Raw genomic sequence first — 23,514 nt, forward strand, 5'->3', positions numbered from 1 at the left:
GATCACGCCTGATAGACCCTGCCGCCCATGCTCTACACCGTCGCCGCCCTCTACCGTTTCGTTCCCCTGCCGGACGCCGCAGACCTGCGCGACGCGCTAGAGGAGCGCTGCGCCGCACTCGGCATCCTCGGCACGCTCCTCCTGGCGCGGGAGGGGATCAACGGCACCATCGCGGGCAGCGCGGCCGGCATGGCCACGCTTCTGTCGGAGATGCGCGACGGCCCGCTCTTCGGCGGACGCCTGACAGATCTCGATGTGAAGCTCTCCAGTGCGGATGCAGCGCCGTTCGGCCACCTCAAGGTGCGTGTAAAGCGGGAGATCGTGACCTTCGACGACGGCGCCACCGATGCGGGCGAGGCGGGGATTCCCGTGCCGCCGGAGGCGTGGAACGCGCTGCTCGATACGCCGGGCCTGCTCCTCCTCGACACCCGCAACGCCTTCGAGGTCAATCTCGGCACGTTCGAGGGCGCCACTGACCCGCACCTGTCGCGGTTCTCGGATTTCCGGGCCTATGTCGACGGCCTCGATCCCGCCGAGCATCCGGCGGTGGCGATGTTCTGCACCGGCGGCATCCGCTGCGAGAAGGCCGGGGCCTATATGCGCGCCAAGGGGTTCGGTACCGTCCACCATCTCGAGGGCGGCATTCTGCGCTACATCGAGACGATCCCAGAGGCGGAGAGCCGCTGGCGCGGCGACTGCTTCGTCTTCGACCACCGCATCGCGCTGGGACCCGGCCTCGTGGAACGGCCGGACCACGCCCCCGAGACACTGCGATGAAGCGGGACCATTGATGACCGACGACCACACGCTGTCTGCCCGCATCGATGCCCTGGAGATGCGGCTGACCGAACAGGACGTGGTTCTCGACGACCTCAACGCGACGATCACCGCGCAATGGCGCCAGATCGATGCCCTGACGCGCCACCTCGCCAAGCTCGTGGAGCAGGTCGAGGAGGCCGGCGCGCGGACCGGCACCGGCGCCCCGGAACCGCCACCGCCGCATTATTGAACACTGCCCCGCCCCGATCGGGGTAACGAGGGAGAGGTCGGCCTTGCGGTCCTCGCGACGGGGCGCCGTCGCAGGGCCCCCGCCCCGAGCGACCACGTCGGGAGGAAGGGTGGCACCCGTGCCGGACAGCGGCGTTCTGACATGAAAAGGGGCTGCCTCGACAGCAGCCCCCCTTGGATTGCGAGCGGATCAGACCACGAACGATCCGTTGTCCAGGGGCTGATGGCCCTGGAGGAGAACGGCGAAGTCCGCCGCTCCATCTCCATCGGTGTCACCCTGTACGAGGGTGTTGCCGCCACCGAACTTCGTGCGCAGTTCGCCCGCCTGGCCCGAGAAGGCGTCCGTCCCGACGAACTGGAAGCCCTGGTCTCCGGCCTGTCCGAGATTCGCATCGATCCCGCTGAGATCGATGCGATCGCCCTCGGCGACGTCGAAGTCCTTGATGATGTCGCGTCCGGACACCGCGACGTCGCTGTCGGTGACGGCCTTGAACACGAAGGTATCGGCACCGTCGCGGCCGAAGAGGAGATCACGGCCGTCGTCGCCATAGATCGTGTTGTCGCCGGCATTGCCGTAGATCTGATTGCGACCGACATTCCCGTTTGCGGTCAGATCGTCCGAACCGTAGAGCACCAGTTTCTCGATGTTGGTTTCCATCGTGTAGCTGACGCTGGACCGAACGGTATCGAAGCCTTGGCCCGCCTGTTCGATGGCCTGATCACCTGCATCGTCGACCCCGTAAGTGTCGTTCCCGGTTCCGCCACGCATGACGTCCGCGCCGATTCCACCAACGAGAACATCGTCTCCATCGCCTGAGTTAAGGCGGTCAGACCCGGCCCCACCGTCGAGACGGTTGTCACCGCTATTGCCGACGAGGCTGTTGTCGCCTTCGTTGCCAGTGGCGTTGGTACCATCGGATCCGAGAAGGACGACGTTCTCGACGTTGGCGCCAAGAGCGTAATCCACCGCCGATCGGACGGTATCGTTGCCTTCGTTCGCGCCTTCGATGACCTGATCACCTGCTGCACCGACGACGTACATGTCGTCGCCGGTACCACCAGTCATCACGTCGTCGCCGGCGCCGCCAATGAGGAGATCGTTTCCACCGCCACCGGTGAGGAGATCATTTCCTTCTCTGCCAGCGAGGCGGTTGTCGGCATTGTTGCCGGTGATGCTGTTGTCCAGCGCGTTGCCGGTTCCGTCGATGGTGCCGGTGCCGGTGAGCACGAGGTTCTCGACGGTATCGGGCAGGGTGTAGGTGATGGAGGATAGAACGGTGTCGGTGCCTTCGTCGGCCCCTTCCACCACCGTGTCGCCGAGGGAATCGACGATGTAGCTGTCGTTGCCGAGGCCGCCGATCATGGTGTCGTTACCGGCACCGCCGACAAGGAAGTCGTTGCCGGTTCCGGCGGTGATCGTGTCGTTGCCCTGACCCGCGTTGTAGTAGAAGTCCTGTCCCGCGCGGAAAGGCGGGAAGAACGTCAGCGCGTCGTCTCCATCGGTCCCGAGCACGACGCCCTCGAACGTATTGCCGCGCTGGGTGCCTGAGACGAGGTCGCGCACGTCGAAGGTGATGCCCTGCGTTCCGGCAACGAAGGTGATGCCCTCATCGTCATAGCGGGAGATGGGGCCGGTCAGGTTTCCGTCCGCATCCTCCGCCTGTACGCGGACGGCGAGCCCGCCATCCTGGTTCGTCAGACTGCCGGCATCGTTGGTGTTGCCGTTGCCGACCTCGGCCGACGTGAAGGTCAGGCGAACGTTGCCGGCACCGCCGTCGAAGCGATCGAACCGGACGGTGTCGTTGCCGTCGCCGAGATTCACCTGGTCGCTGCCATCGGTGGCGACGTTGACGCCAAAGGTGTCGTCTCCGTCGCCGCCGAAGACGGTATCGATCCCGGAGCCGCCGCCGATCGTGTCGTTGCCGCCGCCCGTCGACAGAACGTTGTCGCCGCCGCCGCCATAGACGACATCGTCGGCCGACCCAGTGGTGAGCGTGTCGTTTCCGTTTCCACCCGTCAGTTGCGCACGGACGTTGCCGGTATCGACGACATTGTCGCCGGTGTCGGACAGGTTGAAGTTCACCGCCTCGAAGCTTTTGATGACGGTGCCATCGGACGCCCTGCCCGTGCCGTTCTCATTCAGCGTCAGGGTGATGGGGGTTCCCGAGCCTACGACCGGGCCATTGAAATTGAAGTTCACCGACAGGGCATCATTGCCCTCGCCGCCGATCAGCCGATCGAGCTTGCCACCCGTGACGGTGTCGTCCCCCGACCCCGCGTTGACGACATCGCGCCTGGGGTCGATGGATCCAGCGAATATGTTTGCGGGGCGATCGACCGAGTCGATCGTATCGTTGCCTCCGCGGCCGTTGATGATGTCTTCGTCCTCGGTGCCGGTCAGGAAATTATCGCCGTTATCGCCATTGATCGTAGCCATTGCGTCGTCTCCCTTACTCGCTGCCTGAGATGCACGTTCGGCTCGCAGGCTTGCGGTCGGGCTGTTACGGATAGTTAACTACGATGGTTTCGAAACCCGATGATAATATTCATTGATCATTGATATTATCTTTTGTTAATAGTGACAGTTCATTTTTGCCAGAAGATCGAATTTTTTCTGCGATTCCGATGGATTAAAACGTGAATTGCTCACGAACCTCATCTGAAATGCTCGTTGTGGCGTTCTTTCTGGGTCGAATACGCTCCGCCCCATAAACTCGACCCGCAGGTCTTCACCGGAGCGCCGATCATCGGCTCCTTTGCAGCCGTGATCGCGCCTCGCCGAGCGCAACGGCTCGACGAGAAGATTGGGGACGCCGCGCCTATTCCGCTGCCGGCCGATCCAGCCCGAGGAGGCGCGCGGACCGCGTCCGCAAGGGACGGCGCTCGGGCTCGGGGTCGGTGACGAGGGAGCGGCGGGCATCGGCGATGGCGCCGTGCACGGCGTCGATGGCCAGGATCAGGGCGTTCATCGCGCGGGTGTCGACGTTGCGCTCGCGCGCGTGCTGGACGACGTCGGTGACGAGATCGTCGGTCTCGCGCACGAGGCCGTCGAGCTGCTCCCTGGTGGTGGCCGATCGGATGTCCCTGAGGATGTCGAGCAGCCGGTCGAGGACCACGTCCACACGCTCGCGGCGCTGGCGGGCGAGGCGCTGGCCGAGCCAGGCGATCCCAGAGCCGATCGTGCCGCCGAAGAAGGCGAGGAGGTAGACGTAATCCTCGTAGCGCTCGAACAGGGTCTGCTGCTCGCGCTCGAAATAATCCACCGCGCCCGGATGGTTGGGCAGGCGGGCGCTGGTGGCGGCCACCGACGTCTCGAAATCCGGCGCCTTCATCAGGTTGGCGATGGGCGCGCTCGGCGCGAGTCTCGAACGCCATTCGAACAGGTGCTGGGTGACGGAAGCCACGGAGTAGCGGCTCACCCCGCCCCGCGCCATCAGACGGTAGGAGGCGCCCACCGTCTTCACGTCCTCTTCGGGGCGCTTCGGGCGACCGCCGAACGTGCCGGCGGGAATCGTCGCCGATTGCAGTTCCGGCATCCGCTGCACGATGGCGTCGCCATCGGGCACGGAGACGATGGTGATCTTCTTCTCGTGGGAGGCCATCTCCACCGCCCGGACCGTGGAGATCGCCGCCTTTGAGGTCGGTGCCGCGATGACGGCCACGGCGTCCACGGTACCGGCCTGCAGCGCGGCGGTCACCTCACCGGGCTTGAGCGGCACCAGGGCGATATGACCGGCGGCGAGGGCTTGGCCGGGCTCCGGTGCCGGCACGGCGGTGAAATCGTAGAAGCCGAGGAGGTTCGTGACGAAGGGCCGGTCGGCCGCGTGCCGCTCGACGATGCCGAGACGCTTTTTCGCGAGATCGGGGAAGCTTTCGATCTCGCTCGCCTCGGGCGTGGCGATGAGCAGCGTCTCCTCGTGCAGGAGCGCCAGGGTCAGGCCATTGTCGGGGAGGAACACGTCGGGCCGGACCACGGCGAGATCGGCGCTCCCGGCCTGGAGCGCGGCGGCGCTGTCTCGCACGTCGTCATAGGTCCGGACATTGAGGCGGACGTCTTCCCGCGCCCGTTTGAGGGCCTGGGCATAGGTCTCGAGCAACTGCGCCTCGGCCCCGTCGCGCGGACCGACCGCCACGGTGAGCACCGTCGGGCGCGACAGGTAGACCACGGCGGCCGCAAGGACGGCGAAGCCGAGGCCGAGCGCGACAAGGAGCCACTCGCGCTTCAGGAGGAATGCCGGCATGACATGCATGCGTCCTCTCGGGGTAAGACAGGTAACCGGTTCAAGGTGGAGACGATGCGCCTCATGATCCTGAAAACTGTCCGAAGCGTGATGAACCGATGAGCGCTCGAAACGTTGCGGCGGGTCCGCGTGTATCCTCCCGCGAAACCGGTTCTCGTGAAGCCGGATCCCGTGAAGCAAAGACCGCGCCCCGCGAGGCGAAGCCCACGCCGCCGATCACCGCCGCGTATCTGGAGCGCGTCGCCCTGCAGTATCTGGAGCGCTACAGCGCCTCCGTGGCGATGCTGCGCCAGACCCTGGAGCGCCGGGTCGCCAAACGGTGCCGGCTCCGGGACGAAGACCCCGCCGCCTTCGCCGAGACCATCGCCGCCATCGTGGAGCGTGCCCGTTCCTCCGGCCTCGTGGACGATGCCCGGTTCACCGCCGCCCGGGCGGCGACCCTGCGTCGACGGGGGGCCTCCGCCCGCAGCCTCTCGGCCAAGCTCGCCGGCAAGGGCGTCGACCGGACGCTCATCGCCGAGACCCTGCAGACCGAGCGCGACCGGAGCGAGGAAGAGGGCACGAATGCCGAGGAGGACGCGGCCCGCGCCTATGCCAAGCGCCGCCGCCTCGGCCCGTTCCGGCGCCCCGACCTCCGCGCCGCTCACCGCGACAAGGATCTCGCCTCCATGGCCCGGGCCGGGTTCTCGTATGGACTGGCGAAGACGATCGTCGATGAGGACGTAACCACGGAGGACGGCTTCGTCGGGTGATGAACGTATCTCCGTAAGCCGAGCCGTGCTTCCGCCTCTCCCCGCGCGCGGGGAGAGGCGGAAGCACGCTGCGACATTTCCGACCGTTCATGACAAAAACTTGAACGAAACACGAACGACGCGCATGTCCCTGTCATGGACGAGACCCTCGCCAAGAAGCTCCGCATCCTGGCCGATGCCGCGAAATACGATGCGTCCTGCTCTTCGTCGGGGGCGCCCAAACGCGTGGCGGGCAAGGGGGAGCTCGGCTCGACCACCGGTGCCGGCATCTGCCACGCCTACACGCCGGACGGGCGCTGCATCTCGCTCTTGAAGATCCTGCTGACGAATTATTGCCTGTTCGACTGCGCCTATTGCGTCAATCGCCGCTCTTCCAACGTGCAGCGCGCCAAGTTCAGCGTCGAGGAGGTCGTGACCCTCACGGTGGAGTTCTACAAGCGCAACTATATCGAGGGACTGTTCCTCTCCTCGGGCATCATCAAGTCACCCGACCACACGATGGAACTGCTGACGCGGGTGGCGAAGTCCCTACGGCGCGACCACGGCTTTCGCGGTTACATCCACCTGAAATCGATCCCGGAGGCGAGTCCGTGGCTGGTGGAGGAGGCGGGGCTCTATGCCGACCGGCTCTCGATCAACCTCGAACTCCCTACCGATGCCAGCCTGCACCGTCTGGCACCGGAGAAGAACGGCCCGGTCATCCAGAACGCGATGAAGCAGATTGGCGCGCGGATCACCGAGGCCAAGGCGGAGAAGCGCCGCTTCTCGCCCGCCGGTCAATCGACGCAGGTCATCGTCGGTGCGGACACCACCACCGACGAGGCGCTGATCCGCAAAAGCGCCCATCTCTACGGCTCGTTCAACTTGAAACGGGTCTATTATTCCGCCTTCAGCCCGATCCCCGACGGCTCCGCCATCCTGCCGCTCAAATCCCCGCCGCTCCAGCGCGAGCACCGGCTCTACCAGGCCGATTGGCTGATCCGGTACTACGACTTCTCCGCCGACGACGTGGCGGATGCCGCCGAGGACGGCATGTTTTCCCTCGACATCGACCCGAAGCTCGCCTGGGCCCTGAAGCACAGGGGCCGCTTCCCCGTGGATGTGAACGCCGCCGACCGGGAGATGCTGCTGCGGGTGCCGGGCCTCGGCGCCCGCGCCGTGGACAAGATCGTGAGGGCACGCCGCTACACGCGGCTGCGTCTCGACGACATTGCCCGTCTCACCTCCGGCCTCAAGCGCGCCCGTCCCTTCCTGATCGCCGCCGATTATCATCCCGGCCCGACTGGCACCGACCGGTTGGATCTGCGCGCCAAGCTCGTCGAGCCGGCTCGCCAACTGAGCCTGTTCTGACGGTGCCGGATGACTTGCCGCTCTTCCCTCCCCCTTGTGCGGGTGAAGGTGGTCCTCGCGGCAGGGAGGCTCGGGAGAGGGGAGTTGCCTATTCGAAGGAGCCATCCCCTGTCCCGGTCGCTCCGCGATCCCCCTCCCCCGCGGAGGGGGAAAGGTCAGGTGGATCATTTGAAACAATGGTTCTCCGCGACGGCGCCGACCTCGACGGCTTTCGCGCAGCGGTCCGTCGCCTCGCCGCTGCCTCGGTTCCTCCCGATACAGTGGCCTGGTCGATCGGCGAGGCCCCCGGCCTGTTCGCCCGCGACACCGGCGGCGAGGCCGGACCAGAGGTTCCGCTGAGCCTGCCCCGCGCGGTGGCCGACCTGGTCCGCACGGTCGTCCAGCACCGCGACCCCGAGCGCTATGCCCTGCTCTACACCCTGATCTGGCGCGTCACCCACGGCGAGCGCGGGCTGATGGAGGTGGGAAGCGACCCGCTGGTCCATCGTCTCGACCGGATGCGCAAGGCCATCGCCCGCGACCTGCACAAGATGCACGCCTTCCTGCGTTTCCGAAGGACCGAGACCGACGGCGTCGAGCGCTTCGTCGCCTGGTTCGAGCCGGACCATCATATCCTTGAGGCGGCGAGCACGTTCTTCGTCGCGCGCTTCCGATCCTTGCACTGGTCGATCCTGACGCCGGACGGCTCGGCGCATTGGGACGGCGATACCCTGACTTTCGGCCCGCCGGGACGCCGCGAGGATGCCCCCGAGGCGGATGGGTTCGAGGCCGGCTGGCGCGATTACTACGAGAGCACCTTCAACCCCGCCCGCACCAACCTCGCCGCCATGCGGGCGGAGATGCCGAAAAAGTACTGGCGGAACATGCCCGAGACCGCAGCGATTCCCGGCCTCGTCCGCGCCGCGTCCGCCCGCACCGACGCCATGATCGAGAGGGAACCGCAGATGCCGACGAAGCGAAACCCAGCCAAGGCCGTCGCCGCGATGTCAGATCAGGATCCCGTCTCCCTGGAGGCGCTCAACGCCATCATCCGGCGCTCGGAGCCTCTGGTGCCGGGCGCGACCCAGGCCGTCCTCGGCGAAGGCCCCGCCCACGCCGCCATCGCCTTCGTCGGCGAGCAGCCGGGCGACCAGGAGGACCGGCAGGGGCGACCGTTCGTGGGGCCGGCGGGACAGCTGCTCTCGCGCGCCATGGCGGAGGCGGGGATCGTGCGGGGGGATGCCTACCTCACCAATGCGGTCAAGCATTTCAAGTTCGAGGAGCGCGGCAAGCGCCGCATCCACCAGAAGCCCACCGCCGGCGAGGTGAGCCATTACCGCTGGTGGCTCGACCGGGAGCTGGATTTCGTGGCACCCAAACTCGTCGTGGCCCTGGGCGCCACCGCCGTCCTCGCTCTAACGGGCAAGGCAATCCCCATCACCCGCGCCCGTGGCCCCGCCTCCTTCGGCAAGGCCTATGAGGGTTTCATCACCGTGCACCCCTCCTATCTCCTGCGCCTGCCCGACGAGGCCAAAGACGAGGCCTATGCGACCTTCGTGGCCGACCTGAAACGGGTGGGCGACCTCGCGCGGGAGTTGGGAGCCTAGCAGAACGCCGCCGACGTCCCGGGCTTAACCGCACCCGTCGTGATGCTATTTCGTCCGAGGACGACATCCTGCGTAGGTCATATAAATCAGGATTCCGGACAATACGGCGCTGGCCAGACTGTCCCAGACTCCATCGACGACCAGGGCGATCACCAGGCTCAGTAGAGTCAGCGCGGCGAGGATCGCGGGAATGGCCCAGATCCGGGACCGGACGAGCGGCCGCGTCTTCATTCCGCGGCTCTCGCACGAGACAGTCCTGCACCGGTCTTCACCCGGACGCTCGTCGTCTTCGATCGCCTGCGAGCGATCCAGAGATAGAGCCCGCTGCCGAGCACGACGATGGTCGCGAGATCGAGGAGCGCCCAGACGATCTTCAGAGGGAGGCCGCCGTAATCGCCGAAATGCAGGGGTTGCGAAACCAGCAGGGCCTGGATGTACCAGGGCATCGCCCGCATGTCGGTGAGCTCGCCGGTCTCGGCATCGATGAGGGCGGGCTTGAGCAGCCGCGAGGTCAGCGGTGTGTCGCCGGCCATGAACACGGCGTAGTGGTTATTGCTGCTCACCACGGTGCCGGGATAGGCGACGAAGCGCGGGCTCATGTTCGGTGCCGCGGCTTTGGCCGTCGCCACCGCCTCGGCAACGGAGGCGAGGCGGACGGGGCGCGGAGCGTCGCGATAGGGGGCCGTCATCTCGGCGAGCTGGCCGAATTGCCAGAGCTTCAGCATGAGGTCGGCCCAGGTGTTCACCACCCCAGTCCCCCCGACGATCAGCGCCCAGCACACGGTCGCGACGCCGACGAGGTTATGCCAGTCGAGCCATTGGATCCGCCGCGTCCGGGTGCGGCGGACAGTTCCGAAGTCGAGCTTTCGCATGAACGGACCGTAGAGGACGAGGCCGGAGACGATCGCCATCACGAACAGGAAGCCCATCGCGCCGAGGAAGAGCTTGCCGCCGAGGCCGAGGAACATGTCGACATGCAATTGCAGCAGGAAGCCGACGGGACCTTCGTTCGGCTTTGGCTCCCGCAGAAGGGCGGCGTCGCGCCGATCCAAGGACAGGATCGTCATGTCCGACGGCGGCGAGCGCACGTCCCGGGCGAGATTGACGAAGGCGACCTCCGGCTCGTCGTGGTCGAAGACGAGGTACTGAACCACGAGCCCGGGTTTCAAGGCCCGGGCCGAGGCGACAACCTCGTCCAACGACACGTGGGCCGTCCCGGCCGGCATCGCCGGCACCTCGGGCTCGTAGCCGAGGACAGCATTGAGCTCGTGATGGAAGATCAGCGGTAGGCCCGTCAGACACAACATCAGCATGAAGACCATGCTGACGAGGCTCGCCCAGGTATGGACGAACGACCAGAGCCTGAAGGCCCGCAGGCGGGGCGCGTCTTGTCCCGTCGCCATCGTCAGAAGTCCAGCTGGGCCGAGACGAGGTAGGTCCGGGGTGCTCCGAGGGTCAGGAAGCCGTTTCCGGTGGACGCCCAGTAATTCTCGCCCGACACGTTCTCCACCGTGGCCCGCAAAGTCACGGGTTTGCCCCACGTGCCGAGGAACGTGTAGCGGAGTCCGGCATCGAACCGCGTCCAATCCGGGATGCGCTGCAGATTGTCCTGATCATAGTATTGGGACGCGGTGTGGATGACCCGTCCGGTCAGTGTCAGACCACGCGGCAGCCAGGGCGGCAGGTCGTATTCGCCGTAGAGGCTGATCGTGGTGCCGGGGACACCGGGTGCGACCCTGCCGTCGAAGGCGCCCCCCTCGGTACGGACCAGGCGCCCATCGGTGAAGGCGATGCCCCCGATGAGGCGCGCACCCGGCGCGAGTTCGCCGAACAGACTGAACTCGACCCCCCGGTTCCGCTGCAGGCCGTTGAGGGCGTAGTTGCGCGTGGTGGGGTCTTGGAAGGCGTTGGGCCGGTTGATCTCGAACAGGGCGGCGCTGACACCGACGACGCCGAAATCGTACTTCACGCCGATCTCCTTCTGGTCGGCGATGGTCGGCGGGAGCGCCTGGTTCGGGTTGCTCGCCGTGACGGGAGCCGCGTCGGTCGAGAGCAGGCCCTCGATGTAGTTGCCGTAGAGCGAGAGATGCTCCAGCGGCTTGACGACGAGGCCGACCGCGGGCGTCCAGGCGACCTTGTCGTAACTCGACGTGGCATCGCCGAAGCTCGGGCTGCCGGGAGAGAAGTCGTAGCCCTTGACCCCGATCTGCTGGAAGCGCCCCCCCACGGTGAGGAGCACCCGCTCGTCCAGGGACGACAGGGTGTCGGCAACGGCGACGCTGCGGTTGGTCTGCATGGAGCCACGGGCATTCCCGATGTCGATGTCGGTATAGGCCGGAGCCGCAAAGGAGAGCGGGCTGTAGATGTTCGAGGCGCCGCCGGGCAGGAACTGGACCGCCTTCGGATAATTCGTCGTGCTCCAGAAACCGACGGCGGAAACGGTGGCCCGGTGCGCGACGGGGCCCGTCTGGAACCGGGTGCGCAGGCCGGCCTCGGCCGAATAGGATTCGGTGACGTATTGCTGCCGGGCGAACGGGCCGGCGACGTCACCCAGCGACGTCACCAGGGTCTGGAAGCTGGCGAGCGCGCTTTCCTGGGTAGAGTGGCCGCCGAAACCGGCATAGAGCGTGGTGTCGGGGGTGAGGTCATACTCGGCGCGGAAGGTGCCGAACCTAGTCTCGGTCCGCTGGAATTCGTAGGGCTGGTTCTGGTTGAGGGTCAGATTGGGCGCTCTCGGGATCTCTATGCCGGGCGCCGCCGTGAGGAACGACCGGTTCCGCCGGTAATCGTCGACCTGATAGCCGAAATCGGCGGAGAGGCGGACGCGGTCACCCCGATAATCGAGGCCGATCGAGCCGAATCCCACTTCGACCCTTTCGCGGTCGATGGCGGATTCACCGTTGCGATAGACGCCGTTGACACGCACGCCCCATTCCTTCGCCTCTCCGAAGCGTCGGCCGATATCCACGGCCGTACCGAACTGGCCCTGCGAGATGAAGAACGGCGTGATCCGGGTCAGCGGCTCGTCATAGGCGCGTTTGGGGATGAGGTTGATGCTGCCGCCGATGCCGCCGATGGGGGCGATCCCGTTGATGAGGGCGCTCGGCCCCTTGAGGATCTCGACCCGCTCCACGTTGTAGATCGCCGGCCGGCGGCTATCGACCACGCCGTAGAGCCCGTCGAACGCGATATCGCTGGCATAGACCGGAAAGCCGCGGATGTAGAACTGGTTGCCGGCGGCCCCCGTGCTGGACGTGACCGCGCGGACGGACGGATCGTTCGTGGCGACGTCGATGAGGCTCTGGGCCTGCTGGTCCCGGACGAGGGTGTCGGTATAGCCGGTGATGTTGAAGGGCGTATCGAAGTCGCTGCTGGTGCCGAGGATTCCGACCCGCGTACCGCTGGCCACCTGACCGCCGGCATAGGGCGGCGGCGAGGCGCCGATGATCCCGTTGGGGATGCGGGACGCGACGGCATCGACGCTCAACTGATCGAGGGTCACGCTCCGCGGAGCGTCCTGGGCGGCAGCCGAACGACCGATGCCGACCGTGATGAGCGTCCCGAGCGCGGCCCCCCTCAAGACCGAACGGAAAAGTGTTTCGAAATCGTCCCGCATCGTCGCCTCTCGCACCATCGCCGGCAATCGTGCTCTGCCGGCGCGGCGCCTTGATTACTCACCGGCGGGCGGGACGCGGTATTGAATTCCTGCGAAAAATACGCCTAGTCTGCCATTCAAGATGAGAAAGTGAAGATACGCCAGCTCTGTTGCGGGATTACACAGTATCATTTGAATAATTATAAACTTGGGCTCGGAAGGGCGATTGTCCGTCGCGGGTCGATGATCCACTTTCGGTTGTGCATTTACAAGCCAATCGTTCAACTGCAGCGAAGGCATGACAACAGCCCCTCCTCCACGGATTATCGAGGCCAGTCACGAGATCGTCCGAGCCGATCTCGCTCTCGATACGATCATGACCCGTGCGGATTACGAGGATTTCGAGGGCGCCTACGAGAATACGGACACTCTCTGGATTCATCTCTGTACGAGTGGCGGCGGTCGCTTGCTTCGGAACAGCCGAACCCAGAAACTCGACGGCCTGTTCGTGCCCGGACGCGTCGGCCTGGGGGCCCCCTATGACGGCGGCGAAGGGTTCGGGCCGCGCATGAGCCTGCTCGCCCTCGGGATATCGGAGCGACGCCTGAAGCGGCTCGCCGCCGAACTGCCGGGGGGCGACTGGACCTCGAGGCCCTGGCTTCGACCTACCACGACGATGCCCTGCTGACGGCCACGTTGACCGCCATGTGGGAAGAAGCCGGGCTTCACGGTTTCGCCACGGCGTTCTTCGATCACGCCCTGGCCATCGTGGTGCACCGGCTCGCCCATGCCGCGTCTCGTCCCGAACCGGTCTCCGCGCATGGGCTCACGGCGCGGCAGATGTCCGATGTCGCGGCGTTCATCGACGCCAGTCTCGGCGACGACCTGCGCGTGGCCGATCTCGCCCGCATCGCCGGGTTGAGCGAGCGTTATTTCAGCCGTTGCTTCCAAGCCTCGGTCGGCGTGCCGCCCTACGCCTTCATCACCCGCCGTCGCCTCGATCGGGCGGCCGAACTCCTCGCACGTTCGCCCCTTCCCGTCGCCTCGATCGCGGCTCTCGTCGGCTACGACGATCCGAGCCAGTTCTCGGCCGCCTTCAAGCGCTACAAGGCGATGGCGCCCCTCGCATGGAGGAGGCAGCAAGCAAACGGATAGGCCGACACAGCGAGATCGTCGGAACCTCGGCGGCGAACCGGTTTCCGGGTGTCGGCCTTATCCCCGTGCTCCCTGTTTGCCGTCGTTCTGACGAGAGTCCGTTCCGGTCGTGGTCCTGTCGGGACCGGGCTGCAAACGCCTGCGGGGTGAGCCCCCCAAGCTCACGTGAGGGGAGCAGACGTTATCGGCGTTCGATCCCAGGGTTCGGACGGGATTGAGACGACGCGGGCCCGCGGGATGTGTCTGACAGGACGGGATCGACACCCTCCTCTCGGGACTGCGCACGCCCCTACTCTTCCGCCACATCCGTCTTGTGCGGGCGCAGTTCCGGCGCGCCCTGGTCGATCTCGGCCTCCACGGGGGCCGAGCGGCTTTCCACGCGGGTGCTGTCCACGAAGATGCGCGCCTCGCCTTCCTTCAGCCCGAGGCTGCGCAGGGCGTAGAGCGTCATCCCGTAGGCGAGTTCGCGCTCGGCCATGAGGACGAGGCCGACGCGCTGCTCCTCGAAATAGCGCCGTTCACCGTCATTGTGGGTCCGCACGAGGGTGTCGATGCCCGGATTGGCTTCGCGGGCGAGTTCGACGAGGCGCCGCGCCGTGTGCGGTTCGGGCGATGCGATCACGATGAGCGTCGCCTGGCCGATATCGGCCGCTTCGAGGATGCCCGGCGCCGTGGCGTCTCCGAACACCGCCTCGACGCCGTCCTTGCGCAGGTCGAGGACGCGGCGGCGGTCGCGGTCGATCACGAGGTAGGGCATGTCCCAGGTGGCGAAGGCCTTGGCGATGGTGCTTCCGACACGACCGTAGCCGATGACGATGGCGTGGCCGCGATGGGGTTTAGCGTCCTCGGTGACAGCCATCGCCGCCGCGCCGCGCCGCTCGAACCGGGCGGCGAGATCCGGTCGCTCGGCGAAGAAGCGCGTCGCCCGTTCTGCGAGGACGAAGAACAGCGGGTTGAGGGTGATGGAGAGGATGGCACCGCCGAGGATGAGATCGCGCCCCTCGGTGGGGAGCAGCTTCAGGGAGAGCCCGAGGCTGACCAGGATGAACGAGAACTCGCCGATCTGCGCCAGACTCGCCGCGATGGTGAGGGCCGTGCCGATGGGATGCTTGAAGGCCAGGACGATCGCCACCGCCGCGATGGACTTGCCGAAGAGGATGATCCCGAGGACGGCGAGCACCGAGAGCGGCTCGCGCAGGAGGATGCCGGGATCGAACAGCATTCCCACGGAGACGAAGAACAGAACCGCGAATGCATCCTGCAACGGCAGGGAATCGGCCGCCGCCTGATGGCTGAGGTCGGATTCGGCGAGCACCATGCCGGCGAAGAAGGCGCCCAGCGCGAAGGAGACCCCGAAGAGTTCGGCCGAACCGAAGGCAATGCCGAGCGCCAGCGCGAGCACCGCCAGGGTGAAGAGCTCGCGCGAGCCGGTGCGCGCCGCCTGATCGAGGAGCCAGGGCACCACGCGGCGCCCGCCCACCAGCATCACCAGGGCGAACACCGCGACCTTGGCCAGCGTCAGCGCCAGGGTGAGCCAGATGTTGCCGTCGCCCACATGATGGGCCGCGCCGTCGCCGACTCCCCCGAGGGAGGGCGCGAGGGCGGGGAGCAGGACCAGGGCGAGGACCATGGCGAGATCCTCGACGATGAGCCAGCCCACCGCGATGCGGCCCTTGTCGCTGTCGAGGAGGCGACGCTCCTCCAGCGCCCGCAGCAGCACCACGGTACTCGCCACCGACAAAGCGAGGCCGAAGACGAGGCCGGCGCCGATGCCCCAGCCCCACAGATGCGCCAGCAAACCGCCCATGGCGGTGGCGGCCACGATCTGCACGATGGCGCCAGGCAGGGCGATGGTGCGTACCGCCATCAGGTCCTTGATCGAGAAATGCAGGCCGACGCCGAACATCAGCAGGATCACGCCGATCTCGGCGAGCTGGCTCGCGAGCTGGCTGTTGCCGACGAAGCCGGGCGTGTACGGCCCCACCAGCACCCCGGCGAGCAGATAGCCCACGAGCGGCGGCAGCCGCAGGCGCTGCGCGAGCATCCCGCAGGCGAAGGCCAGCACGAGGCCCAAAGCAATGATGGCGATCAGCTCTGTCGCGTGCGGCACGGTGCGGTCGTGTCCTCATGGAGTCGAAACGTCGGGGGAACGGCGGCCAAAGGAACGACGACCAAGGGCAAGCACCGGGCCATAAGCTTAACGGAACGATCGTGGAAAGTCCGTGCCTGCGGGCACCTCGCGCGCGCGAATGCGCCTCGGTGGGAGCGTTTCCTCGCAGGGGCGGCGACGATGGTTCCAGACGGGCCTGATGAAACTCCGGAGACGCCGGACTGTTGTCAGGGTGCATAGTGCATTCATTGTGCAATTTCCCTCAGGATGACATCCCATGCCCCAGCCTCTTCAGCCTCCGGCGGGTGGTGCCGGGCCGGAACCGAGGGCCTCCGCCCTCTGGACGGCGGGGCTCGTCACGGCCCTCCTCGGAATCCTGATCCTGCCGCGCCGCGGCGCCGAGGCACGCGCGACGTCGTCCGACGTTCCCCGAACCAGCGAACCCTCGCCGTCGCATGAGGGGCGGGAGGCCAAGTATGTGGCCAGGGCCGAGCCCGAGCGCGGACGCCAGGCCGCCACGCCCTCGGAGATCCCGGCGAAAGGCTGGAAGGATATCGGGCTGCGGGTCTTCAACGACGTCGGCGAGAACAACCTTGTCTCGGTGGCGGCGGGAGTGACCTTCTACGTCCTCCTGGCGATCTTCCCGGCCATCGCGGCGCTAGTCTCCTGCTACGGGCTGGTGGCGGATGTCGCGACCATCAACGACCACCTCCGGACGCTCCAGGGCGTGATCCCGTCCGGTGCTCTCGACATCATCGGCGAGCAGGTGAAGCGTATCGCGGAGAAGGGTGACACGACCCTGGGCCTCACCTTCTTCACCGGCCTCGGCCTGTCGATCTGGAGCGCCAATGGCGGGATGAAGGCGGTCTTCCAGGCGCTCAACATAGTCTACGAGGAGCGCGAGACCCGGAACTTCTTCTGGCTCAACCTGCGCTCGCTCGCCTTCACCGCGGGCGCCCTGCTCTTCATCGTCCTGGCGCTGGTGGGCATCGTCGTGGTGCCGGCGGTGATCAACGTCGTGGGGCTCAGCGCGGAGGCCTGGTACATCTCGCTCCTGCGCTGGCCGGTTCTGCTGCTGGCGGTGCTGGCCGGTCTCGCCCTGCTCTACCGCTACGGCCCGAGCCGGGACGCGCCGCGCTGGCGCTGGGTGACCTGGGGCAGCGCCATCGCCGGCGTGCTGTGGCTCGCGGGCTCGCTGGGCTTCTCCTGGTACGTTTCCAATTTCGGCAAGTACAACGAGACCTACGGCTCCCTCGGCGCCGTCGTCGGCTTCATGACCTGGATTTGGATCTCGACCACGATCGTTCTCCTCGGCGCCGAGATCAATGCAGAGATGGAGCACCAGACCGAGATCGACACCACGGTGGGACGCGAACAGCCCCTCGGCACCCGCGACGCCCGCATGGCCGACACGGTGGGCGCCGCGCGCTGAGCGGCGCCCACGTCTCCCCTCGGCCGGATCAGCCTTTGTGGCTGATCCGGTAGATGATCCCGTGCTGGTCGTCGCCGAGATACAGGCTTCCGTCCCCGGCTACCGCCAGGCCGAAGGGCCGGGCGAAACGCGACCAGCCGCTCGGGCCGCCCTCGGTCAGGAAGCCCGAGACGAACGGGGTGATCGACGTCGGCCGGCCCTTCTCGAAATGTACGCGCAGGACCTCGTAGCCGCTCGGCGGCTTGCGGTTCCACGATCCGTGCATGGTGACGAATGCATCGCCCTTGTACTCGGCGGGGAACTGCGCGCCGTCGTAGAAGACGAATTGCATCGAGGAGGCGTGCGCTGTCCAGGTGAGTACCGGCCGTTCACTGTCCTTGTCCCACTGCTCCAGGGAGCTCTTTGGGACTTCGCGATAGAGGTTCTTGATCCCGGCGCCGAAGATGTAAGGCCAGCCGTATTTCTTGCCCTTCTCGATCCGGTTGAGCTCTTCCGGCGTCTCGTCGTCGCCGAGCCAATCGACACCGTCGTCCCAGCCGTAGAGGGCCTTGGTCTGGGGCTCCCAGGCAAAACCGATGGTGTTGCGCAGGCCCGAAGCGACGATCTCGCGGGCCGACCCGTCCGGCTTCATCCGCACCATGGTGGCGTTCTCGGGGTTGCGCTCCTCGCACTCGTTGCAGGTGGAGCCGAGGCTGGCATAGAGCCAGCCGTCCGGCCCGAAGCCGATGGTGCGGTTCGGGTGCTGGCCCGCATCGGGCAGGTCGGATACGAGCCGGGTCTCGGGGCCGAGGCTGCCGTCGGGTTTCATGGGCGCGGAGAAGATCTCCTTCACGGTCACGTAGAACAGGGTGCCGTCATGGATGGCGAGGCCGTGCACGTCAGGCTTCTTAAGAACGACCTGCCTCTTGGCCGCGTCGGCCGCATCGATCCGGGTGACCGTGCCGGCATCGCGGTCGCTGACATAGAGTGCGCCGTCCGGTGCCACGACGATGACGCGGGGCGCACCGAGATTGCGGGCGAAAGCCTCGATCGTGAACCCCGGAGGCAGCTTCAGGGCTGCGATCCGCTCCGGCGTCGCCTCCAGGGGGGCAGCCTTGACGACATGCGCCTCGATCGTCGCGTTGCCGGGGTTCTGCAGCGCCTGGGCGAGGACCGGGAAAGGGGCGGCGGACAGGGCGAGGGTCAGTGCGAGATGCGCCGGGCGGCGGATCTGGATCATGCGGCGGGAATCCGAAGCTGTGGAGGACGAGGCGAAACGCGCCCCCGGAATCGGCTGTTCCCGCGTGCGACGCTTCCACCCGTATCAGCGAACGACCGCTCCAATGCCACTTCAGCAAGCCATGCTCTTGCGCTACCATATCAAGATGGATTCTCGGACGGCCATCGACATTCTTCGCGCCCATGAAGGAGAGTTGCAGCGGCGCGGCGTCCGGCACGCCGCTCTGTTCGGCTCCGTCGCGCGCGACGATACCCATCCCGGCAGCGATGTCGACATCGTCATCGACCTCGACGAGGATATGGGCCTCGACGTCTACGGCTATGTGGGGCTCTGCCGCTTCATCGACGACCTGTTTCCGGTGGCGGTCGATGTGGCGAACCGCAGAACCTTGAAGGAGCGTGTCCGGGCGCGGGTGGAACGGGATGCCATCCCTGCCTTCTGAGCGCGAGCGCGAGGCTTGCGAGGACATCATCGGGAATGCCGAGGCCGCTCTCGACTTCACCGCCGGAATGACCTTCGCGGCCTTCGAAGCTGACCAGAGGACGAACTATGCCGTCGTCCGCTGCCTGGAGATCATCTCCGAAGCCAGCAGGCGCCTTAGGGCGGAGACCAAGGCGCGGCATCCCCGAATACCCTGGCGCGACATCGCCGATGCCGGCAACTTCTATCGGCACGCCTATCATCGGCTGGCGCTGGACATCGTCTGGAAGACCGTCCACGACCAGTTGACCGAGATCATCGAGGCCTGCCGCGCCGAACTGAGCAGGCCACCGACCCCGTGAGAGCGGGCGACCTCAAGCATCCTTCGCGAGACATTGCCGCCAGATGACGACCAGCGCTTCCGCCCCCGTCGGCCCCGGCGATCAGATCATCCTGGTGGACGGGTCGTCCTTCATCTTCCGGGCCTACTTCCAGTCGATCAACCAGGACCAGAAGTACAACACCCGGCCTTCCGATGGCCTGCCCACGGGGGCGGTGCGGCTGTTCTGCACCAAGATCGCCCAGTTCGTTCAGGACGGGGCGGCGGGGATCAAGCCGACGCATCTGGCCATCGTTTTCGACAAGTCAGAGGGCTCGTTCCGCAAGGAGCTCTTCCCCGACTACAAGGGCCACCGCCCCGATGCGCCGGACGACCTCAAGCGCCAGATGCCGCTGATGCGCGAGGCCGTGCGCGCCTTCGGCCTGCAGCCCATCGAGTTGGAGCGCTACGAGGCCGACGACCTCATCGCCACCTATTCGCGCCAGGCGGAAAGCCGGGGCGCCGGCGTCATCATCGTCTCCTCCGACAAGGATCTGATGCAGCTCGTGGGGCCGCTGGTGCGGTTCTACGATTTCGAATCCGGCGTGAAGGGCAAGCCCGGCCACCGCCCCGAGCGCAACCTCGACCTCGACGCCATCATCGCCAAATGGGAAGGCCTGCAGCCGAACCAGATCGGCGACGCCCTGGCGCTCATCGGCGACACATCCGACAACGTGCCCGGCGTGCCCGGCATCGGCCTCAAGACCGCCGCCGCGCTGATCAAGGAATACGGCAGCCTCGACGCGCTGCTGGAGCGGGCGGGCGAGATCAAGCAGCCCAAGCGCCGCGAGACCCTGCTCGCCAGCATCGATCAGGCCAAGCTCTCGCGCCGATTGGTTGCCCTCGTGGAGGACGTGCCGCTCCCCGTGGCCCTCGACGACCTGCGCCTGCCGGAGCCCGACCCTTCGAAGCTCGTCGGCTTTCTCAAGGCGATGGAGTTCAACACCCTCACCCGCCGCATCGCCTCGATGCTGCATGTGGACCCGGAGACGGTGAAGCCCGACCCCGCCCTGCTGCCGGGCTCGGACGGGGCCGATGCGCCGCCCTTGGAGGGAGCGGCGGCAGGCGGCGAGGTCGACCCCTTCGCCGATCTAGGCCTGCCGGAGGGCGGTCCGAAGCCGCGCGGCCCCGCCGAGGCGACGCCCTCCTCCCTCGTCGCCCTGCGCGCGGCGGAGGCGACCAACCCCATCGACACCACGGGCTACGAGACGATCACCAGCCTCGAACAGCTGGAAGCCTGGATCGCCGAAGCGCGCGAGGCCGGCATTGTCGCGGTGGATACCGAGACTGATTCCCTCGATGCCAATAACGCCAAGCTCGTGGGCGTGTCGCTGGCGGTGGCGCCGGGGCGGGCCGCCTATATCCCCCTCGCCCATCAGGAGCCCGTCAAGGGTCTGGCGGAGGGCGACCTGTTCGGCGACGCCAAGGCCGCGACGAGCGCCTTCCAGCCGGTTCCCGGGCAGATCGGGATCGACGCGGCTCTGAACCTCCTCAAGCCGCTGCTGGAAAATCCGGGCGTCCTAAAGATCGGCCAGAACATCAAGTACGACTGGCTGGTGTTCCGGCGCCAGAACGTCGCCATCGAGATCGCCCCCTTCGACGACACGATGCTGATCTCCTACGTGCTCGATGCCGGCAAGGGCGGGCATGGCATGGACGAGCTCGCCCGCCGCCATCTCGGCCACCAGCCGATCAGTTTCTCGGACGTGGCCGGCACCGGCAAGGCCAAGATCACCTTCGACAAGGTGCCCCTCGACGAGGCCACCGCCTACGCCGCCGAGGATGCGGACGTCACCTTGCGCCTGTGGCGGATGATGAAGCCGCGCCTCGTCGCCGAGCGCCGGGTGACGGTCTACGAGACCCTGGAGCGCCCCCTCATCCCGGTGATCGCCCGGATGGAGGCGGCGGGAATCCGCGTCGACCGCAACATGCTGAGCCGGCTGTCCGGCGATTTCTCGCAGATCCTGGTGCGGCTCGAGGAAGAGATCCAGGAGGATGCCGGCGAGCGCTTCCAGGTCTCCTCGCCGAAGCAGATCGGCGACATCCTGTTCGGCAAGATGGGCCTGCCCGGTGCCAAGAAGACCCCGTCCGGCCAATGGGCCACGCCCGCCACTTTGCTGGAGGAACTGGCCCAGGCCGGCCACGAACTGCCGAAGAAGATTCTAGAATGGCGCCAGCTCGCCAAGCTGAAATCCACCTACACGGATTCGCTCCAGCAGCATGCCGACCGGGAGACCGACCGGGTCCACACTTCGTTCTCGCTCGCCGCCACCACCACCGGCCGGCTCTCCTCCTCGGAGCCGAACCTGCAGAACATCCCGATCCGCACCGAGGAGGGCCGACGCATCCGCCGTGCCTTCGTGGCGCCGGAGGGCAGAAAGCTCATCTCGGCCGATTACAGCCAGATCGAACTGCGCATTCTTGCCCACATCGCCGACATCCCGCAGCTGCGCCAGGCCTTCGAGGACGGCGTCGACATCCACGCGGCCACCGCCAGCGCGATGTTCGGCGTGCCGTTGAAGGACATGACCGCAGACCTGCGCCGCCGCGCCAAGACCATCAATTTCGGCATCATCTACGGCATCTCGGCCTTCGGTCTCGCCGACCGCCTCGGCATCGGTCGCGAGGAGGCCAGCGCCTTCATCAAGCAGTATTTCGAGCGCTTCCCCGGCATCCGCGCCTATATCGACGACACCAAGAAGCTCTGCCGCGACATGGGCTACGTCACCACCCTGTTCGGCCGCGTCTGCCACTATCCGCAGATCCGCTCGAACAACCCGAACGAGCGCGCCTCGGTGGAACGCCAGGCCATCAACGCCCCGATCCAGGGCTCGGCCGCCGACATCATCCGCCGGGCCATGACCCGGATGGAAGAGGCGCTGCGGGCGGAAAAACTCAACGTGACGATGCTGCTGCAGGTCCACGACGAACTGGTGTTCGAGACCCCCGAGGACGAAGTCGAGAAGGCCCTGCCGGTGATCCGCCGGGTCATGGTCGAGGCACCTGCTCCGGCGCTGACGTTGCGCGTGCCGCTGGTGGTGGAGGCACAGGCGGCCGGGAACTGGGAAGAGGCGCATTGACGTCGTCTTCCCTCACCTCATCCTGAGGCGGCGAAGCGAAGCGGAGCCCTCCAGCAAGCACTGGGATCCCTGGAGACGTCCTTCGCAGCCGCCTTGCGGCGCATGAGGATGAGGGAAGCGGGTTTGAGGGCTGTCGATACCTCAGTCACAAACGGGTGATGCATGCTGCGCTGCACCGCAGTCATGCGCCCCGCGCGGGAACAGCCCCGTTAATGAAGCGTTCATGCCGGACGAAACGTTCGTTCAACCAAACGCCGCAAAGGCGTGTGAGGACAACCTCCGCCATGATCAACACCAAGCTTCTCGCCGCCCTCGGCTTCACCGTCGCGGCGATCACGACCCCGGCCCTGGCCCAGGAGCCCCTCGGCATCCGCGTCGCCCCCCAGTTCGATGCCAACGCCCCCGAGGCCCGCGACACCTCCTCCTTCCGCGCCGCCGCCCTGCGTTCGGATGCCGTGAGCATCGAGTCGAGCCGCATCGCCCTGGAGCGTTCGCGCAACCCGAACGTCCGCAACTATGCCAAGAACGTGCTGGTCGAGCGTGAGGCCACCACCAAGGCGCTGCTGCCGGAAGGCACCTCGCTGACCGCCGGCGGCACCGTCGTCTCCGACAGCCAGCCCTTCGACACCCGCCTCGACAACCCGGTCGGCGTCGTCCTCGCCCCGGTGACGATCTCGGCCACCATCGCGTCGAAGATCGTCGGCGGCGTGCTCGGCGGCGTCGGCATCATCGACAACACCCCCGGTGAGCCCGGTCGCCGTGTCGCCATCGGACCCGAGGGTCAGGCCCGCATCGACCGCCTCAAGAACGCCCCCACCGGCCGCGATTTCGACCGCACCTTCGTGCAGCAGCAGGCCCGTTCCGACGCCCGCACCCTCGGCCTCTACGAATCCTACTCGCGCAACGGCGACAGCGCCCAGGGCCGCGAGTTCGCCAACCAGGCGCTCCCCTACATCGCCAACCAGCATGGCCACTCGGCCGTTCTCGCCAACCGCATCGGCGGTTGAGCCATCGCCCCATAAGTCTGGAAAGGGCCGCCCCGATGGCAGGCTGTGTGGGAACTGATTGGAGGCTCCGGTTTGACCGGGGCCTCTTTTGGTATCAGGCGGCCTTGGCCTTGAGGTTGATGGTGCGGAGCAGGTTGTAGGCGAGGACGGAGAGAGCGATCTCGGTGCGGGTGCCCTTGA

At 66.6% G+C, this 23,514-nt stretch carries 18 protein-coding genes; 12 read left to right on the forward strand and 6 right to left on the reverse strand.

What is annotated here, in order from left to right; all coding sequences use genetic code 11:
- Positions 1 to 27 precede the first annotated feature (27 nt).
- Complete coding sequence (locus tag MKK51_RS15340) at positions 28 to 777, forward strand: rhodanese-related sulfurtransferase (protein WP_243978559.1); 750 nt, start codon at positions 28 to 30, stop codon at positions 775 to 777.
- A 13-nt stretch (positions 778 to 790) separates the two neighbouring features.
- Positions 791 to 1,009: a SlyX family protein gene (locus MKK51_RS15345; protein WP_243978561.1), complete on the forward strand. Its 219-nt coding sequence runs from the start codon at positions 791 to 793 to the stop codon at positions 1,007 to 1,009.
- 189 nt (positions 1,010 to 1,198) lie between these two features.
- Here MKK51_RS15345 and MKK51_RS15350 read toward each other — a convergent pair whose 3' ends face one another.
- Positions 1,199 to 3,445 (reverse strand): calcium-binding protein, encoded by a 2,247-nt coding sequence (locus MKK51_RS15350; protein ID WP_243978562.1) that lies wholly within the window; start codon positions 3,443 to 3,445, stop codon positions 1,199 to 1,201.
- 382 nt (positions 3,446 to 3,827) lie between these two features.
- Positions 3,828 to 5,258, reverse strand: a complete 1,431-nt coding sequence (locus tag MKK51_RS15355) for a TAXI family TRAP transporter solute-binding subunit (protein WP_243978570.1) — start codon at positions 5,256 to 5,258, stop codon at positions 3,828 to 3,830.
- An 89-nt stretch (positions 5,259 to 5,347) separates the two neighbouring features.
- Here MKK51_RS15355 and MKK51_RS15360 point away from each other — a divergent pair, with 89 nt between their 5' ends.
- The 3 genes from MKK51_RS15360 (at position 5,348) to MKK51_RS15370 (ending at position 8,937) form a co-directional block, all read left to right on the forward strand.
- Positions 5,348 to 6,001 carry a RecX family transcriptional regulator gene (locus MKK51_RS15360; RefSeq protein WP_243978579.1) on the forward strand — a complete coding sequence of 218 codons (654 nt, stop codon included), beginning with the start codon at positions 5,348 to 5,350 and terminating at the stop codon, positions 5,999 to 6,001.
- Between the two features lie 135 nt (positions 6,002 to 6,136).
- Positions 6,137 to 7,351, forward strand: coding sequence for a putative DNA modification/repair radical SAM protein (locus MKK51_RS15365; protein WP_243978580.1), 1,215 nt, complete (start codon positions 6,137 to 6,139; stop codon positions 7,349 to 7,351).
- A 176-nt stretch (positions 7,352 to 7,527) separates the two neighbouring features.
- Positions 7,528 to 8,937 (forward strand): UdgX family uracil-DNA binding protein, encoded by a 1,410-nt coding sequence (locus MKK51_RS15370; RefSeq protein WP_243978582.1) that lies wholly within the window; start codon positions 7,528 to 7,530, stop codon positions 8,935 to 8,937.
- Positions 8,938 to 9,164: 227 nt separating this feature from the next.
- Here MKK51_RS15370 and MKK51_RS15375 read toward each other — a convergent pair whose 3' ends face one another.
- Together MKK51_RS15375 and MKK51_RS15380 are read right to left on the reverse strand one after the other, a co-directional pair.
- Positions 9,165 to 10,340: a PepSY-associated TM helix domain-containing protein gene (locus MKK51_RS15375; RefSeq protein WP_243978591.1), complete on the reverse strand. Its 1,176-nt coding sequence runs from the start codon at positions 10,338 to 10,340 to the stop codon at positions 9,165 to 9,167.
- Between the two features lie 2 nt (positions 10,341 to 10,342).
- The gene (locus tag MKK51_RS15380; protein WP_243978592.1) at positions 10,343 to 12,553 is read right to left on the reverse strand and encodes a TonB-dependent receptor; all 2,211 of its coding nucleotides are present in this window, start codon (positions 12,551 to 12,553) and stop codon (positions 10,343 to 10,345) included.
- Positions 12,554 to 12,908: 355 nt separating this feature from the next.
- Here MKK51_RS15380 and MKK51_RS15385 point away from each other — a divergent pair, with 355 nt between their 5' ends.
- Positions 12,909 to 13,220 carry a hypothetical protein gene (locus MKK51_RS15385; RefSeq protein WP_243978594.1) on the forward strand — a complete coding sequence of 104 codons (312 nt, stop codon included), beginning with the start codon at positions 12,909 to 12,911 and terminating at the stop codon, positions 13,218 to 13,220.
- A 17-nt stretch (positions 13,221 to 13,237) separates the two neighbouring features.
- Positions 13,238 to 13,687: a helix-turn-helix transcriptional regulator gene (locus MKK51_RS15390; RefSeq protein WP_243978596.1), complete on the forward strand. Its 450-nt coding sequence runs from the start codon at positions 13,238 to 13,240 to the stop codon at positions 13,685 to 13,687.
- A 289-nt stretch (positions 13,688 to 13,976) separates the two neighbouring features.
- Here MKK51_RS15390 and ybaL read toward each other — a convergent pair whose 3' ends face one another.
- Entirely contained in the window at positions 13,977 to 15,797 is a 1,821-nt protein-coding gene (gene ybaL / locus MKK51_RS15395; RefSeq protein ID WP_243978597.1) for a YbaL family putative K(+) efflux transporter, read from the reverse strand.
- A gap of 277 nt (positions 15,798 to 16,074) precedes the next feature.
- On the opposite strand from ybaL, the gene MKK51_RS15400 reads away from it, so the two are divergent.
- Positions 16,075 to 17,229, forward strand: coding sequence for a YihY/virulence factor BrkB family protein (locus MKK51_RS15400; RefSeq protein ID WP_243978599.1), 1,155 nt, complete (start codon positions 16,075 to 16,077; stop codon positions 17,227 to 17,229).
- Positions 17,230 to 17,257: 28 nt separating this feature from the next.
- Here MKK51_RS15400 and MKK51_RS15405 read toward each other — a convergent pair whose 3' ends face one another.
- A complete protein-coding gene (locus tag MKK51_RS15405; RefSeq protein WP_243978601.1) occupies positions 17,258 to 18,448 on the reverse strand; it encodes a PQQ-dependent sugar dehydrogenase in 1,191 nt (396 codons plus the stop codon).
- 103 nt (positions 18,449 to 18,551) lie between these two features.
- Here MKK51_RS15405 and MKK51_RS15410 point away from each other — a divergent pair, with 103 nt between their 5' ends.
- The 4 genes from MKK51_RS15410 (at position 18,552) to MKK51_RS15425 (ending at position 23,334) form a co-directional block, all read left to right on the forward strand.
- On the forward strand, positions 18,552 to 18,890 hold the full coding sequence (locus tag MKK51_RS15410; protein WP_243978604.1) for a nucleotidyltransferase family protein: 339 nt from the start codon (positions 18,552 to 18,554) through the stop codon (positions 18,888 to 18,890).
- Entirely contained in the window at positions 18,871 to 19,230 is a 360-nt protein-coding gene (locus tag MKK51_RS15415; RefSeq protein WP_243978605.1) for a DUF86 domain-containing protein, read from the forward strand. Before MKK51_RS15410 ends, MKK51_RS15415 begins: the two co-directional genes overlap by 20 nt.
- A gap of 43 nt (positions 19,231 to 19,273) precedes the next feature.
- On the forward strand, positions 19,274 to 22,327 hold the full coding sequence (gene polA, locus MKK51_RS15420) for a DNA polymerase I (protein ID WP_243978607.1): 3,054 nt from the start codon (positions 19,274 to 19,276) through the stop codon (positions 22,325 to 22,327).
- A gap of 284 nt (positions 22,328 to 22,611) precedes the next feature.
- Positions 22,612 to 23,334 carry a DUF4142 domain-containing protein gene (locus MKK51_RS15425; RefSeq protein ID WP_243978609.1) on the forward strand — a complete coding sequence of 241 codons (723 nt, stop codon included), beginning with the start codon at positions 22,612 to 22,614 and terminating at the stop codon, positions 23,332 to 23,334.
- Positions 23,335 to 23,514: the final 180 nt, after the last annotated feature.

The organism is Methylobacterium sp. E-045, from assembly GCF_022829685.1.
Lineage (GTDB): Bacteria > Pseudomonadota > Alphaproteobacteria > Rhizobiales > Beijerinckiaceae > Methylobacterium.

Excerpts from the sequence above, each read along its gene's own strand:
- MKK51_RS15365 (WP_243978580.1), top strand. The coding sequence starts at position 6,137 with ATGGACGAGACCCTCGCCAAGAAGCTCCGCATCCTGGCCGATGCCGCG.
- MKK51_RS15405 (WP_243978601.1), bottom strand. The coding sequence starts at position 18,448 with ATGATCCAGATCCGCCGCCCGGCGCATCTCGCACTGACCCTCGCCCTG.
- MKK51_RS15370 (WP_243978582.1), top strand. The coding sequence starts at position 7,528 with ATGGTTCTCCGCGACGGCGCCGACCTCGACGGCTTTCGCGCAGCGGTC.
- MKK51_RS15360 (WP_243978579.1), top strand. The coding sequence starts at position 5,348 with ATGAGCGCTCGAAACGTTGCGGCGGGTCCGCGTGTATCCTCCCGCGAA.
- MKK51_RS15350 (WP_243978562.1), bottom strand. The coding sequence starts at position 3,445 with ATGGCTACGATCAATGGCGATAACGGCGATAATTTCCTGACCGGCACC.
- MKK51_RS15400 (WP_243978599.1), top strand. The coding sequence starts at position 16,075 with ATGCCCCAGCCTCTTCAGCCTCCGGCGGGTGGTGCCGGGCCGGAACCG.
- MKK51_RS15415 (WP_243978605.1), top strand. The coding sequence starts at position 18,871 with ATGCCATCCCTGCCTTCTGAGCGCGAGCGCGAGGCTTGCGAGGACATC.
- MKK51_RS15425 (WP_243978609.1), top strand. The coding sequence starts at position 22,612 with ATGATCAACACCAAGCTTCTCGCCGCCCTCGGCTTCACCGTCGCGGCG.
- MKK51_RS15340 (WP_243978559.1), top strand. The coding sequence starts at position 28 with ATGCTCTACACCGTCGCCGCCCTCTACCGTTTCGTTCCCCTGCCGGAC.
- MKK51_RS15375 (WP_243978591.1), bottom strand. The coding sequence starts at position 10,340 with ATGGCGACGGGACAAGACGCGCCCCGCCTGCGGGCCTTCAGGCTCTGG.
- polA (WP_243978607.1), top strand. The coding sequence starts at position 19,274 with ATGACGACCAGCGCTTCCGCCCCCGTCGGCCCCGGCGATCAGATCATC.
- MKK51_RS15410 (WP_243978604.1), top strand. The coding sequence starts at position 18,552 with ATGCCACTTCAGCAAGCCATGCTCTTGCGCTACCATATCAAGATGGAT.
- MKK51_RS15355 (WP_243978570.1), bottom strand. The coding sequence starts at position 5,258 with ATGCATGTCATGCCGGCATTCCTCCTGAAGCGCGAGTGGCTCCTTGTC.
- MKK51_RS15385 (WP_243978594.1), top strand. The coding sequence starts at position 12,909 with ATGACCCGTGCGGATTACGAGGATTTCGAGGGCGCCTACGAGAATACG.
- MKK51_RS15390 (WP_243978596.1), top strand. The coding sequence starts at position 13,238 with ATGTGGGAAGAAGCCGGGCTTCACGGTTTCGCCACGGCGTTCTTCGAT.
- MKK51_RS15380 (WP_243978592.1), bottom strand. The coding sequence starts at position 12,553 with ATGCGGGACGATTTCGAAACACTTTTCCGTTCGGTCTTGAGGGGGGCC.
- MKK51_RS15345 (WP_243978561.1), top strand. The coding sequence starts at position 791 with ATGACCGACGACCACACGCTGTCTGCCCGCATCGATGCCCTGGAGATG.